Here is a 12754-nt window from a genome sequence, read left to right as displayed (position 1 = left end):
AATACGCTTTATTTTGATAAGCATTAATAGAAACATTCGCCTTAATAGGTGTTCCCATTTTTGTTTCTTTAAACTTATTTAAAACCTCTAAATCATCACACTTGATAACAACTGTTTTTTCATTATCAGTACTCTCCGGCTGATAAACATCCAATTGTACAAATGATTTTTCAACACCATTAAAATTAGATTTTTTAATACTTGAACTCAAGTATTGTCCTTCAATAATTGCCTTTGGCATAAAATTACACTCCTTTAAAATTTTATGAAAAAATAGAACGTAAAATCGAACACTCATTCTGGGAGAAGATTTTACGTTCTGATTATAGCAAAAAAAGGGAACAGAAAACAAGATATTTCCAAAAAAAAATTAAATTTTATTATTTTTCTTCAAATGTTCTACAATAGCATCCTCTACAAACTGCGATGAATTCTCTTCTTTCTTAACCAAATCAATATATTTTTGTTTTATAGCAATTCCAGTTATTTTTACTTTTTTCTCACTAGGATCAATCCGTTTTCTTCCCATTATTAACACCTCTACAAAATTTTACCTGTATATCCTACATTTACACATTGACATTTTAACATTAACTATAGTTAACGTTTTCATGCACATATCCATAATAAACAAAAAATGAGAGCCTAGGCTCTCATTCATAACGATTTTTCTTCATAAAATCATACATAGCTAACTCTAATAATTGATTTTTTGATATCCCCTTTTTTTCAAACTTCTCAGCAAATCGCTCAAAATCCAAATACAAATCAGAATCAACTGATATAGATTTCTTTACTTTATCACCTTCATAAGGAAGATACGCCAATTCTATAAACAAATTAATACGAGAACTCTTATATACTTTAGCCAATTTTTTTAAACTTTCTATTTCATCACTTGTTAAAACCTGTTCTTCTAACATACTTTTTTCTTTTAAACCATCATCCTTTTTTACTTCTTCTTTTTTTCCTCTATTAGTCTGCAATTGTTCAGACTTTTTTACACCTTTCCTTTTAATTACTTCGGACATTAACATATTATCTATCTTATTTTTTTCTGATTCTTCTCCGGAATACTCATAATACTTCAATGAATTACTGTAAATATAACCTAAAGATTTAATTTTTTTACCTAAAGTACTTTTACTAGTACCTAAACTCTCTGCAATATCTTCTATCTTTTCCTTGTTTTTAACCGCATTAATAACATCAATAACTTTCAATTTCACTCCCCCAATCAAACAATTCTCTTACATCAATAATATCATCCAATCAATATAATCACATTAAAATCATATTAATTTCAGAAGTATTTCCGATTAAAATCAGAAATACAAAAGAAAAAAGTCATATTGTTATATGACTTTCGAAAATAGACGATATTATTCTTTAACTGTATAATACAAGTACATTCTTTAATAATCATTTTTTTGTCTGGAGAATCTCTTTGGTAACGCCATTACTAAAGTGATTCTTTTTCTTTTATCTTCTTCAAACGTTCCGACATAAGTAATTGAATACCCACAGCTTCAACTTTCTTCTGATCCACTCTCGTTTCACCCCAATGAATCAACTTTTTATAAAATTCTTCAACACCTTCTTCATGTTTTAAAGCTCTCAAATATAAAACGGATGATATTTGTTCATAAAACCACTTATCAAACTTATCTTTTTCATTTTGACTCATAGATTCAAAATAATAATCAACATCTCCATCTAATAATTTTTCCCACAATACATTAGGATTGACATCATCTAACGATTTTTTCTTTTTACGAGAACCTAATTTTACTTTTTCTACCGTACTATCTAAAAAATCAGCCCAAAACTTAGCCGAATCACGATTTTTCATATGCTTCGCACCAGTAGTTTTTTTAAAATCAACATATGTAAGAAAAACTGAATAACAAAACTTCTCAAATTTAGGCTTGTCCAAAACAATAACATTCTTTACAAAATTCGTGGCCGCATCATCAACAAGTTGTAATTCACAACGAGTCCAATGCAATAAATCATTAGCATTCATTTGAGCCTTTTTATCATAAAAACGAAATTGTGTACCTGAACGAGAACCCAAATACCACGTTTCACCATCAGGAACATATTGCAATTTATCTTCTTCTTCTTCACCAACTAATTTAAATTTTTTAATTTGATGACCACCTCTAAATCTAGTAGTTAGATTACCATCTTTAATATATCTAGCAATCTTTTTAATCGATACACTACCACTCGTATCATCTTTAGCAACATCAACACGTGAAAAATGAAATTCTTTAGAAATAGAAGACAAAAATTTTAACAATCTAATATCACTTGTCCCATAATCAGAACGAAGCATTTTCAACATAGATCCAGTAAGTATTAAATGAATACCCATATTAGAAGGTGCATCAAATAATAACTGGAAAGTATTTTGACCTAAAAATTTATACGATTTTTTATACCCATGTAGACCTTCATCAAAATGTTCAAATAAGAAATCATCAATACCGAAAAAACTAGAAATTTTATTAATAATTTTCCTCGCATTTTCTTGTGAATTCTGTACAGATTTAAAAGTGACTTGAACCCAGTCTAGGCAAGGGATAGTGTAGATATCGAAACAGCCGGGAACCCCCGTGTTACTAGACGGGGGTTCCACAGTTCGTAACTGGAAATCTTCCTTCGAATTAGACACAAAAAACACCTACTAACCCCAAAATATTTAATTTATTTTTTCAACTTGATAACTTAAAAGAACAATATCACTACTTACATGAAAATAACGAGGAATAATATCAAATCTTTCTTTACTAGCATCCATATGAAGCTCACCTATACATTTCCAAGAATCGGTATAAGAATCACCATCCCAACCATTCAACGCAAATACTTCATCACTAATTTTTACTAATTTAATATTTTTATCTTCACACCATCTACCAACTTCTTCAAAACCACAATTCTTCATATTATCAATCTCCTATCAAAATAAATAGTTTTATAAAAAGTGGGACTCTATACCTTATTAATATTAACTAGTTAAGAAAGAACCTCTTATAACTCTCCTAATTTCTCATAATAACGTTTCTTTTCATTAACCAATGAAAGAAGAAAACTTGTACGATTTAACGATTTAAAAACCAAATCATGCTCTTTAGCAATAGTCATGCGCTTATCATTCTCAATATCTACTAACTCATCTATTAATTCGATCTCTTTATCAGAAAAACGAAAACCTCTAATTTTCTTTTCTTCTTTTACAACAGTCATACAAATCAACCTCCGTTTACTTAACTTATGTAAACATAATATCATTTTGTATATACAAAAACAACCCCTTGTTATTATTTTTTTAAGATAAATAAAAACAAAGGGTTGTAAATCTATTATTTGATTTTTTCTTTTCTACTATTCATCACTAATCTATCTAAAAACGGTCTAATAACACCAAAACAAAAATACATCATAACCACAGATAACAAAGTAACTAAAAACATATTAAAATTACTCAAATTTGTTTTTGGTAAATTTATCACCATAAAATAAATAACAAAAGCTACGCAACATATATCAACAATTAATTCCCATAATTTTCTGCCACTATATTTAAATTCAGCAAACACAATATCACTTATCCTTTCTACGTTTATAGAACAAAAACAACATCAAAAGAACAAAGCCTACAGAGGCTATAAGAAGCCCATATTCAGGCTTTCTTATCACATAAGGTAAAAACTTAGACTTCATAAAAAACTCTTCATTCGAAGGAATATAATTACTCATTCCGATACAGCTTCCTTTGATATAGTTTCTTTTATCGCTTTATAAAAACAATACAATGATATACACCAAAAACCATAAATAATCACATTATCCATCTAGATTCACTCTCTTAAACTTAGAAATTTTATAAGCACTAACAAATAACATAATCCGATTTAATAACAAATAAACAGTAATTGGATAAAGAAGTAACACTACAATTTCAAATAAGATCAACTTCTTCAATCCCTTCCGGCATCACTACTACTTGTAATAGATGAAAACATTGCAACATCCATCGAATTCTTACTACCAGAAGAACCTGTATAAGTTGATTTACCAACAACCATTCGTTTCATTAATACCAAAGTAATTAAAAATATAAACAAAATACCCAAAATCAATAAAGGTAATCGAAACACACTAAATAAAGCACTAGTAATTATCATTTAAATCCCCCTAAATCGCTTTATACGACATGTAAACAAGACAAATCATCATAGTACCTATAAACGATTCCATGACAATCGAAACTAAAAGCACAGGCTTAAAACTAACAAAAATAATTTCTCTAAACTTATTTGTAACTCTTTTAATTAAATAAACTACAGAAAACACACACATAACAAAATAAAATGTCATCATATAATCACCCTAATTCTAATTAGTTAGAAGCTTTACGATTCATGAAAAATAAAATTGCACAACCTATAACAATACCTGCAATCGCCATAATCTTCTCACCTCGCTTATTTTTTAAATGAAGCCATGAATCACACAACGATCATCACGGCAAGTAAACTTGTTTAAACTTATAAATAACATAAAATGATAGTGGAATACCTAAGTACCACGCTAAGAATGGCCATAGTTGCCAAAACTGATTCCCGACACCATCAGATACATCTTGAAGATTATATTTACTCTCAACTAGAGGAATTGTATTAATATCAGGTGTACCAAAAACAGGTGAACTCAATTCACTCGCATTTCCCGAACGGTCAACCGCTTGAACTTGTACTTTATACTTTCTATCATTCTCTAAATTTTTAATCGTAAAATTAGTAGACAAAATCAAATTACTATTAATCTTTTTACCGTCTAAATAGACGTTATATCCTGCTAAATCTTTATCAGATACTTTGTCCCAAGAAGCGATTAAAGCACCGTTAGAAGGCTTAGCAAACACATTAGCCGGAACATGTGGCGGCTCTTCATCATTCTCTTCTAAAGTCTTTACAGACAAATTAACAGATGATGAATCATTTTTATCCTTATCTACTGCAACTACACCAAAATTATATTCCGTTAATGGTTCAAGATTTTTCACTGTAAATTCTTCTTCTAAACCAATTTCAGCTATTCTTTTTCCATCTTGAAAAATTTTAAAACCTGCTAAATCCTCATCTTTAGGCTTTTTCCAAACCAATTTTACAGTTTTATCAGACGCTTCAGCCGTAAAGGATGAAACTGGACCAGGAGGAATTGTCTTAGGATCAACTTGAGTTCTAAAAGTTTTCGTGACTCCATCCGTTTCAAATCCATTAGAATCTAATGATGTAAATTTAAAAACATAAGGTGTATCAGCCTTCAAACCATCAACAACATAAGAATTCAAAGATTTATCAACAGTAGTTAAATATCTATTATCCTGATAAATTTTCACACCTGCAAACTTAGATGAATCTGTATTCTCCCAAGAAAAAGAAATCTTATTCACCTCTGAATGCCCTTCTAAATTCGTTATATTCGTAACCTTATCACTCGTCCCATAGACCTTAAATTCATAGACACGCAATGCATTTACATATCTATATTGATAAGAAACATATCGGACATTATCCACTTTTTCTGTAAAATCAAATTTTCTATATTCTTTTATGATTCTACGATTAGAATCATAAAATATAATTTTTAAACTAGCCGAATTATAAGAGTTAGTTCCCCTTGTTTCATTAGTTGTGTATCTATCAATCGTATAGACATCGCCCAAATCAAACATAATAGGTTCATCTGTAAAAACACTATCCCACGTACTAGCATTACCATCACTCATATTTTTAAATTCTTTACCTGTATTTTCAATTACACCTGTTTTACCTTCTAACAAATCAACAACCGCTGCACTCGTAAAAGTAGGTAAAACAGATAAACACATGATCATCATTAACGAAAACATCATAAAACACTTCTTAATTTGCAACTATTACACCTCTACCTCCATTTAGCTAAATATTTAACAAGGAACCAAGTAGTATTTTTCAAAACGCTACACTGAAAAATCTCCACTTTCTTCACTTCGTTACGTCCTTGTAAAACATTTTTAGGCGCTTTTGGGCTTATTGCCAAGCCGAATATACCCAAAAGTAGGATTTACGCTAATCGGCTTGTTCTAGCAATTATAAGCGCCTAATCGCTTTCCTAACGTCCATATTCCTGACCCTACTTCTTAACAATCACGTTTTCTTTTAAAGCCAGCCTTCCAACCCCAAAAGTAAGGGGAAAGATTAAAATCAATTCATATCCTTGCTTAATTCTTCACTTAAATTTTTCAGCTGATATTCAAATCTATCTAATTCTAGTTTTTCTTGTTCTGTGAACTCATATTTCTTATCTAACCTTCTAATTTGACTCATACATGATTCAAACGCCTGTAGAGTACCTTCTACTTGTCTCTTCACTCTTTTACTACCAATCACAACATTCACCCCTCAACGCATACTATCCAAATGCAAACGAACCACTGTTAAACTATCAATCACCTTGTAATAATCCCTTGGATCTATACCCAAATGTTTTAATTTCTCCTTCAAACTATCAATTTCAGCACACATATTTTTTATTGATTGCTCCACAATAAAACTATTTTTCATGTTTCAATCATCCCCTTAACATTAAACGCTCATGCCCACCCGCTAGGGCGTGTGTGCATTTCGTGCTAACGCATATGTTATATCGCTTTTTTTGAATCTCTCAACCTTTGTAATTTTAATTTTGTCGTATAATACTCATCATTTATTTCCCTTAATTGACTCAATAAAGATTCATATTCATTTTTATTTGCCGGATATTCAATAGGAACAACCATAGAATGTGTTTCAAATACATCGCCAGCTAACTTAAAAGCGTGTTTTTTCTTCATCTTTTTTGTTTTCAACAATATTCCTGATTGATTATCTACTATTGGATAATAAAAATATTCTTTATCCTTTCTAACAGGTACAAAAACAGACGTTACATCCCTAAAACGACTATCAACATTACTAAATATAGGAGTCGTTAACATCAACGTACAACGCATTTTCCGTAAATAGAAAGCCATATGCGACCAATATTTCGCCGCATTAGAAAGAGAATTTCGGCTATCTATATCTGTATGACATTCATCTAGTAATAAAACGCTCGATGGTTCTTTAGCAATATTTAAAAAATCATTAAACGATTTAAAAGGTTTAGCACCTTTCACACCAAAATTGGAATACAATGTACAACCAGTTTTTTGTTGATACATTACAGCTTCAAGAACCATTCCTAAAGTTTTACCGTTTCCCATTAAACCTGTATACGTCCAAACATACACTATCTGTTCACATCCCTTTGTATTCTTTGTTGTTCTCTCATATGTTTACTCATCTCCGGCATTACACCATTAGCACTAGCAACTTGCGCTTTGATTAAACCAGATAATTTAGCATTACCTTTAATACGATCAGCAAGCGTAATTTTGTTAATTAATTCGAAGAATCTTTGGAATGGTGTAACTTTTGGTTTCATATCAACCATAAATTTCGCAATATCTCCAACACCCATTTCTTGCATTAAAAACATCGCTTGTACTTGTTCGTTTTTAAGTGGTACACCATTCTGTTGCATAAAATGCAACAACTCAAGCATTTCATTATTTTCAACTTCTTCATCTTCTTCTTCATAGAAATCAGACACCATAACCTCTTGAACTGGAGTATGATCCGCTTGATAAAGCATGTCAGCAATTTGCTCTTTTGTTAAATTAGGAAATTCCTCTTTACATAACTGTTGGTCTATCGTTTCCAAAAACATATCCCTCTCTTTCTAAAATATCTCTTATTTTTGCACCTACAATACGATCGTTTTTATTAGAACTAGCTAACATTTCCTTAGAAACCTTAGCAAAATGAAAATAATTACTCGATTTACTAAAATCCCACAAATTAATAGTTTTAAACATACAATCACCTCAACTATTTAAGTAATAAAGTAAGAACTACAATGGCCCAAGGAATCATTTCTTTAAAATCAAAAGATTTTTCCGTATCATATTTAAAAATATTTTTGATCGTAGTTGCACGTCTCAACGTTTTTAAATTCTCAGCTTCTACTTTGCTAGGAATATCAACATTAAACACATACGCTATACCTCCCTCAGTTTCGTTATAATAGCGTTTTGCATCATCCGTTTTATAAATGGCTGTCTCCGTCTCTACTACATCACTATCAGCACATTTAACACGTTCTACATACATAACATCATCACGAATAACAAATGCTTTATGATTACTAAAAGGTTGACCTTTTTTCTTAAACATCATCTATACCTCACTTACTTACTCATTCTTCTATATATTAAAAATGTTGGAAGTACTAGGAACAAAAACAGACCTAATCCTACTGATCCACCGATTGTAAAAAACACACTAAATACGTTAGTATTCATTTACTTCACACCTTTTCCAAAACACTTCATACATTGAGCTTTTTCACCAGTATCACAAATCGAATAATTATAAATAGATTTAAACTTAACATCAGGAACAGTTATAAAAACAAAACCTCTACCCTTACACTCTTTACACTTTTTACGTGTCATATAAATTCACTCTCCTGTAACCTTGTTATATATAAATAAAGCAACTAAACCAGTAACAAAACCACCAAAAATAGCAATACCAGGACTCACATTAAACATTTCCATTTTATCTACTCCTTATCAAAAAAATTAACAAGAAAAGCGTAAATAATAAAACATACCGGAATACCAACAACCAATATATGAAACCATAAATCTTCAAGACTTAAATTAGATATATCCATTTAACTACCACCATTTCACGAACACTTTAAATTCGATCACACCATGTTTAAACGCCATTACAACAAACAAAATTCCGTAAGTGGCTGCTAATACACAAGCGGTACTTACAAATATGACCCAACCGTTTCCAAGCATCGCAAACGCCTTAAAAAACGAATTTGGATTAATTGGATGTGATGCTGGTACAGTTAGCTTCATAATTGCGTTAAACATTTGATTTAACCAACCAAAAATCGGACTAAAAATAGTATCAATAACAAACTTCATAACACACCTATTTCCTTCTCTCAGGGAAATTAAACCCCATGCTACCGCCATATAAGGAGAACACTTTCATACCGAAGAACAACCATAAAAAGGCTGTAGCAACCATTGGAACTGTAGTCATTATCCCTGTAGGCATTAATTTATCAATGACGACTTGAAAACCATTTTGGGCTTCATGTGGCAAATACACCTTACCGCTAGGCGTAACTCCAATCCACATAAGCAAAGTTTTTATAACACTTGTAGCCGTAGCCCAAAAGAACTGGAATAAAGCCGTAAATATCTTTACGATCAATACAACAACTTTGAACAGACAAGCAAAAAAGTAAAAAATACATTCTAAAAACTCTAATAAATATCCTAATGGCTTTGCTAAAAACTCCATCGTCGCTTTAAATCCACTTACAAGACCATTACCGACTTTACTTAAACCATTTAAAATAGCATCAGTCATAACTTAGTAACTCCAAGTTATAATGTCTTTAAACTTAATACAGATAGCAAACGTCAACATTACAACAAAACATACATATATAGTTGTATCGGAATAATCCAAACACAACTTTAAAACATTGAAAATATCATTAATCGTTAACATTCAAACACTCCTTACTTTAGAACAGGATCTCTTGTAAGAAACGGATCTCTACTCATAACAGGATCTCTTCCTACAGGTTGCTCTCTTTCTGGAACTCCATCTTTACCTGAAGGTCTATCTCTATCAGGCGTCTTATCTCTACTTGATGGCCCATCTCTATCAGGTGTCTTATCTCTAGAAGGTGTTCCATCTCTATCAGGTGTTTTATCCTTACCTGATGGCTTATCCTTCTCTGTAGGCTTATCTCTATCAGGTGTCTTATCTTTCTCAGATGGTTTATCCTTACTAGATGGCTTGTCCTTCTCAGTAGGCTTATCCCTATCAGGTGTCTTATCCTTCTCAGACGGTTTATCTTTATCAGGAGTTTTATCCTTCTCTGTAGGCTTGTCCTTTTCCGTAGGCTTATCCTTCTCAGATTTATCTTCCTGTTTCATTTCATTGCCATTATCATCTTTCCAAGGCTTTGGATCAGGTGCATCAGGTAAAGCATCTGTCGGAACTTTTTCTTCTTTTCCTTCTTTAAAATATTCATTCTTATCTTCAAACTTTTGATTTTCATCTTGTGGTCTAATTAAATCCGGCTTTTTCAATTCATCTATTACAACCTCTGTTGTGGGTTTCATTTCATCTAAAATTTCACGTAACGTATCGTTTATAGTATCAACGGCATCCTTAATCCCTTTTGTATTATCAGCAATATCTTTTGTGTTTTTTGCTATTTCTTTATTAGAATCAGCAATATCTTTCGTATTATTTGCTGTATTCTTACTAGAAGTTTCAATATTTTTCAAAGCATTGTTTATATCTTCTAAAGCTTTATCTAACTTCTCATTACTACCGTTATTACCTGTATTACCATCTCCACCATTGTTATTATCATCTTTTGGCTCTTCTACATCTCCAGAACCATGTGGTTTATCAGGTACTCTTTCATTTGTACAAATCCCATCATGTTTATTGTCATAATCCGCATAATCATTTGGATCAAAGTTTTCCGTTGGTAGTTCATAGTACTTAGCCATATCTCCCGTATATGGTGTAGTACCTTCACCTACGCCATCTTTTGATAATCCTGTTAATTTAAAACGTACATAACCTTTAACTTTCCCGTTGTAGAAAATGTAAAATGCATATGTACCATTTGCATCCCAATTAATCTCAAACTCATTTTTTTCTTGACCAGGTCTTGTCCATTTTTTCTTTCCGACATTAAACGAACAATCACTAACAAGCATCAGTTCTGATAACTGGAATTTAACTATTTTATCTGCATCAATAACTTTTAAAACAAGGCTATATTTACCACCTATAAGTCCTTTATTTTCAATTTGGACGCCTTTACTACCCAAGAGAGTAAAACTAGGACCATCAGCATATACACGAGGTATAGAGGTCACTACAAAAACTAAAAACGAAAAAAGTATAATTGCTATTTTCTTGATCATGATTCTCTAAAATCTCTTTTATAAAGTTTCTTCTTATCATGTTTATATTTATCAAACATATCTCTTGTACCTATATAAATTAACGAACAGAAAAAAACAGTCACAGAAATCAAAATAATAATTACGCAAATACCGGCAACATTAAGTGCAACATTAGTCAAATCCATTCAAATCACTCCAAATCTCATAAAAATATAATTGCTATTTTTTTAAACATATATTCCCTTGCCTTTTTTCTTCTTTAATACCTTTAAGCTCTATCAAAAGTGTTATAAAACCTAAATAACATCCAAACATTCCAAGAAAAAGTATTGTTATAGAAAACATAAAAATTATAAAATTCAATTCAATTCAAATCCTTTCTCCAAATCAATAGCATACAAATAGTAATGAAAGTAAGGTGAACAAAATTCACTACTGCATTAGAGAAAACTATACGAATATAATCTAAAAATATATCCATAAAACAAACACTCCAAATCTAATAAAAAAGGAAAGGGAAAAATACTCCCTTCCCCTGTTTTTATATAGGAAATCTCTTCTACTATTAAACTAAGCGCATTGTATTAAGCGAAAATACTTTTTAGGTTTCGGATTACATAGAAGCTTAATGGAATACCAATAGCAAACGCCGCCGCTAACCATTCTGAACTAATCCAGTTACCCGTAGATGTAGCAACATCTGCTAAATCGTATTTTAAATTTACTGCCGGTATTCCTTCCGCTAACACCATTTGTCCTTCATTCACTATTATTTCCTCCTAGATCAATCATCTGCATATTGATTTTTATATTTTCTCATTACAAAGAATGCAAAAGCACATCCTAAAAGCACAATTACATAAGGTTTAAAGGTATACCAAGCATATCCAAACTCTCTAAACAGAGTACCCATATGTGATTGTTCTACAGTAAAACTTGATTTAGGCATCTTATCACTAAAACGATCAAATAAGCCCATTACCTTACAACTCCTAAAATTTTACCAAGCGTGAACGCTGCAAAACTTGCACCAATCCATAGGTACAAAACTGCATCCGCACTAGCAAAAGTATTATAGGCGTAACGAATAACTTGATTAATTGGTAAATCAAAACTCACAAAGTTATTCCCCCCATCTTTTATATAGATAAAGCAACACTATAAGGAGGGCTATAAAACTAGTAATACCAGTAAGGTATTTTACAAAACTAGAATTACTAAACAGCCATACTACTGCATGTGAAAAGATTGAATCATTCATATCTTTAGCAACTCCTTACCAAAGCGTATAAATGCACAACCTAAAACTAAGATCACTATAGGAAGTCCCAGATACGAATACATTGAGAATAACTCAATCATCTGACAACCTCCCATATCCATTTCATTACGTACAAAACAATAATAGTCAATAGTAGAAAAGATATTGCCATCTCGCCATAAGAAAAGCTTTTAAACACCTGAAAGGTGCCTTCTGTCGTTTCTACAACATAATTTTGAAATATTTCATTCAAAGATTCTTTAACATTCATTTTTTTGTCTTTATATAACGTTATTACGCTATATCAATCAATTTAAAATACGCTTTATTTTGATAAGCATTAATAGAAACATTCGCCTTAATAGGTGTTCCCATTTTTGTTT

Annotated in this window: 23 protein-coding genes; all 23 read right to left on the bottom strand. The window is 31.2% G+C overall.

Annotation, left to right across the window (positions count from 1 at the left end; all coding sequences use genetic code 11):
* A partial coding sequence (locus tag CER22_RS29590; protein ID WP_088610330.1) for a hypothetical protein occupies positions 1 to 241 on the bottom strand: 241 nt, incomplete at its 3' end.
* A gap of 129 nt (positions 242 to 370) precedes the next feature.
* Positions 371 to 529 carry a hypothetical protein gene (locus CER22_RS33365; RefSeq protein WP_000532852.1) on the bottom strand — a complete coding sequence of 53 codons (159 nt, stop codon included), beginning with the start codon at positions 527 to 529 and terminating at the stop codon, positions 371 to 373.
* Positions 530 to 653: 124 nt separating this feature from the next.
* The gene (locus tag CER22_RS29585) at positions 654 to 1229 is read right to left on the bottom strand and encodes a hypothetical protein (RefSeq protein ID WP_256943762.1); all 576 of its coding nucleotides are present in this window, start codon (positions 1227 to 1229) and stop codon (positions 654 to 656) included.
* 233 nt (positions 1230 to 1462) lie between these two features.
* Positions 1463 to 2680 carry a replication initiation factor domain-containing protein gene (locus tag CER22_RS29580; RefSeq protein ID WP_256943761.1) on the bottom strand — a complete coding sequence of 406 codons (1218 nt, stop codon included), beginning with the start codon at positions 2678 to 2680 and terminating at the stop codon, positions 1463 to 1465.
* Positions 2681 to 2707: 27 nt separating this feature from the next.
* Positions 2708 to 2953: a hypothetical protein gene (locus tag CER22_RS29575; RefSeq protein ID WP_088610328.1), complete on the bottom strand. Its 246-nt coding sequence runs from the start codon at positions 2951 to 2953 to the stop codon at positions 2708 to 2710.
* 86 nt (positions 2954 to 3039) lie between these two features.
* On the bottom strand, positions 3040 to 3255 hold the full coding sequence (locus tag CER22_RS29570; protein WP_088610327.1) for a hypothetical protein: 216 nt from the start codon (positions 3253 to 3255) through the stop codon (positions 3040 to 3042).
* Positions 3256 to 3371: 116 nt separating this feature from the next.
* Positions 3372 to 3608 (bottom strand): hypothetical protein, encoded by a 237-nt coding sequence (locus tag CER22_RS29565; protein ID WP_088610326.1) that lies wholly within the window; start codon positions 3606 to 3608, stop codon positions 3372 to 3374.
* 381 nt (positions 3609 to 3989) lie between these two features.
* Positions 3990 to 4196: a hypothetical protein gene (locus tag CER22_RS29560; RefSeq protein ID WP_088610325.1), complete on the bottom strand. Its 207-nt coding sequence runs from the start codon at positions 4194 to 4196 to the stop codon at positions 3990 to 3992.
* A 338-nt stretch (positions 4197 to 4534) separates the two neighbouring features.
* A complete protein-coding gene (locus tag CER22_RS29550; RefSeq protein ID WP_179211955.1) occupies positions 4535 to 5950 on the bottom strand; it encodes a fibronectin type III domain-containing protein in 1416 nt (471 codons plus the stop codon).
* Between the two features lie 310 nt (positions 5951 to 6260).
* Positions 6261 to 6446 carry a hypothetical protein gene (locus tag CER22_RS29545; protein ID WP_088610323.1) on the bottom strand — a complete coding sequence of 62 codons (186 nt, stop codon included), beginning with the start codon at positions 6444 to 6446 and terminating at the stop codon, positions 6261 to 6263.
* Between the two features lie 12 nt (positions 6447 to 6458).
* The gene (locus CER22_RS33360) at positions 6459 to 6620 is read right to left on the bottom strand and encodes a hypothetical protein (protein WP_179211954.1); all 162 of its coding nucleotides are present in this window, start codon (positions 6618 to 6620) and stop codon (positions 6459 to 6461) included.
* Positions 6621 to 6697: 77 nt separating this feature from the next.
* Entirely contained in the window at positions 6698 to 7327 is a 630-nt protein-coding gene (locus tag CER22_RS29540; RefSeq protein ID WP_088610322.1) for a hypothetical protein, read from the bottom strand.
* On the bottom strand, positions 7327 to 7806 hold the full coding sequence (locus CER22_RS29535) for a hypothetical protein (RefSeq protein WP_256943760.1): 480 nt from the start codon (positions 7804 to 7806) through the stop codon (positions 7327 to 7329). Before CER22_RS29535 ends, CER22_RS29540 begins: the two co-directional genes overlap by 1 nt.
* On the bottom strand, positions 7772 to 7954 hold the full coding sequence (locus CER22_RS29530) for a hypothetical protein (protein WP_088610320.1): 183 nt from the start codon (positions 7952 to 7954) through the stop codon (positions 7772 to 7774). Before CER22_RS29530 ends, CER22_RS29535 begins: the two co-directional genes overlap by 35 nt.
* A 13-nt stretch (positions 7955 to 7967) precedes the next feature.
* Positions 7968 to 8315, bottom strand: a complete 348-nt coding sequence (locus CER22_RS29525) for a hypothetical protein (RefSeq protein ID WP_256943759.1) — start codon at positions 8313 to 8315, stop codon at positions 7968 to 7970.
* 125 nt (positions 8316 to 8440) lie between these two features.
* Positions 8441 to 8593 carry a hypothetical protein gene (locus tag CER22_RS33355; protein ID WP_179211953.1) on the bottom strand — a complete coding sequence of 51 codons (153 nt, stop codon included), beginning with the start codon at positions 8591 to 8593 and terminating at the stop codon, positions 8441 to 8443.
* A 228-nt stretch (positions 8594 to 8821) separates the two neighbouring features.
* Entirely contained in the window at positions 8822 to 9085 is a 264-nt protein-coding gene (locus CER22_RS29520) for a hypothetical protein (RefSeq protein WP_088610319.1), read from the bottom strand.
* Positions 9086 to 9092: 7 nt separating this feature from the next.
* The gene (locus CER22_RS29515) at positions 9093 to 9539 is read right to left on the bottom strand and encodes a hypothetical protein (protein ID WP_000128634.1); all 447 of its coding nucleotides are present in this window, start codon (positions 9537 to 9539) and stop codon (positions 9093 to 9095) included.
* 155 nt (positions 9540 to 9694) lie between these two features.
* Positions 9695 to 11128, bottom strand: a complete 1434-nt coding sequence (locus CER22_RS29510; protein ID WP_088610318.1) for a hypothetical protein — start codon at positions 11126 to 11128, stop codon at positions 9695 to 9697.
* The gene (locus tag CER22_RS33350; RefSeq protein ID WP_179211952.1) at positions 11125 to 11295 is read right to left on the bottom strand and encodes a hypothetical protein; all 171 of its coding nucleotides are present in this window, start codon (positions 11293 to 11295) and stop codon (positions 11125 to 11127) included. The genes CER22_RS29510 and CER22_RS33350 overlap by 4 nt, the downstream gene beginning before the upstream one ends.
* A gap of 399 nt (positions 11296 to 11694) precedes the next feature.
* On the bottom strand, positions 11695 to 11877 hold the full coding sequence (locus CER22_RS29505; RefSeq protein ID WP_001002023.1) for a hypothetical protein: 183 nt from the start codon (positions 11875 to 11877) through the stop codon (positions 11695 to 11697).
* Between the two features lie 17 nt (positions 11878 to 11894).
* Positions 11895 to 12089 (bottom strand): hypothetical protein, encoded by a 195-nt coding sequence (locus CER22_RS29500; protein ID WP_000522256.1) that lies wholly within the window; start codon positions 12087 to 12089, stop codon positions 11895 to 11897.
* A complete protein-coding gene (locus CER22_RS33345; protein ID WP_000006947.1) occupies positions 12089 to 12229 on the bottom strand; it encodes a hypothetical protein in 141 nt (46 codons plus the stop codon). Before CER22_RS33345 ends, CER22_RS29500 begins: the two co-directional genes overlap by 1 nt.
* Positions 12230 to 12754 lie beyond the last annotated feature (525 nt).

It is taken from the genome of Bacillus sp. K2I17, from assembly GCF_002209985.1.
Classification (GTDB): Bacteria; Bacillota; Bacilli; order Bacillales; family Bacillaceae_G; genus Bacillus_A; species Bacillus_A wiedmannii.
The sequence above is the reverse complement of the archived record's forward strand: the minus strand, read 5'-3'. Positions and strand labels throughout refer to the sequence as shown.

Coding starts and splice junctions, on each gene's coding strand:
- CER22_RS33365 (WP_000532852.1), bottom strand. CDS start 529: ATGGGAAGAAAACGGATTGATCCTAGTGAGAAAAAAGTAAAAATAACT.
- CER22_RS29575 (WP_088610328.1), bottom strand. CDS start 2,953: ATGAAGAATTGTGGTTTTGAAGAAGTTGGTAGATGGTGTGAAGATAAA.
- CER22_RS29570 (WP_088610327.1), bottom strand. CDS start 3,255: ATGACTGTTGTAAAAGAAGAAAAGAAAATTAGAGGTTTTCGTTTTTCT.
- CER22_RS29560 (WP_088610325.1), bottom strand. CDS start 4,196: ATGATAATTACTAGTGCTTTATTTAGTGTGTTTCGATTACCTTTATTG.
- CER22_RS33360 (WP_179211954.1), bottom strand. CDS start 6,620: ATGAAAAATAGTTTTATTGTGGAGCAATCAATAAAAAATATGTGTGCT.
- CER22_RS29535 (WP_256943760.1), bottom strand. CDS start 7,806: ATGTTTTTGGAAACGATAGACCAACAGTTATGTAAAGAGGAATTTCCT.
- CER22_RS29530 (WP_088610320.1), bottom strand. CDS start 7,954: ATGTTTAAAACTATTAATTTGTGGGATTTTAGTAAATCGAGTAATTAT.
- CER22_RS29525 (WP_256943759.1), bottom strand. CDS start 8,315: ATGATGTTTAAGAAAAAAGGTCAACCTTTTAGTAATCATAAAGCATTT.
- CER22_RS33355 (WP_179211953.1), bottom strand. CDS start 8,593: ATGACACGTAAAAAGTGTAAAGAGTGTAAGGGTAGAGGTTTTGTTTTT.
- CER22_RS29520 (WP_088610319.1), bottom strand. CDS start 9,085: ATGAAGTTTGTTATTGATACTATTTTTAGTCCGATTTTTGGTTGGTTA.
- CER22_RS29515 (WP_000128634.1), bottom strand. CDS start 9,539: ATGACTGATGCTATTTTAAATGGTTTAAGTAAAGTCGGTAATGGTCTT.
- CER22_RS29510 (WP_088610318.1), bottom strand. CDS start 11,128: ATGATCAAGAAAATAGCAATTATACTTTTTTCGTTTTTAGTTTTTGTA.
- CER22_RS33350 (WP_179211952.1), bottom strand. CDS start 11,295: ATGGATTTGACTAATGTTGCACTTAATGTTGCCGGTATTTGCGTAATT.
- CER22_RS29500 (WP_000522256.1), bottom strand. CDS start 12,089: ATGGGCTTATTTGATCGTTTTAGTGATAAGATGCCTAAATCAAGTTTT.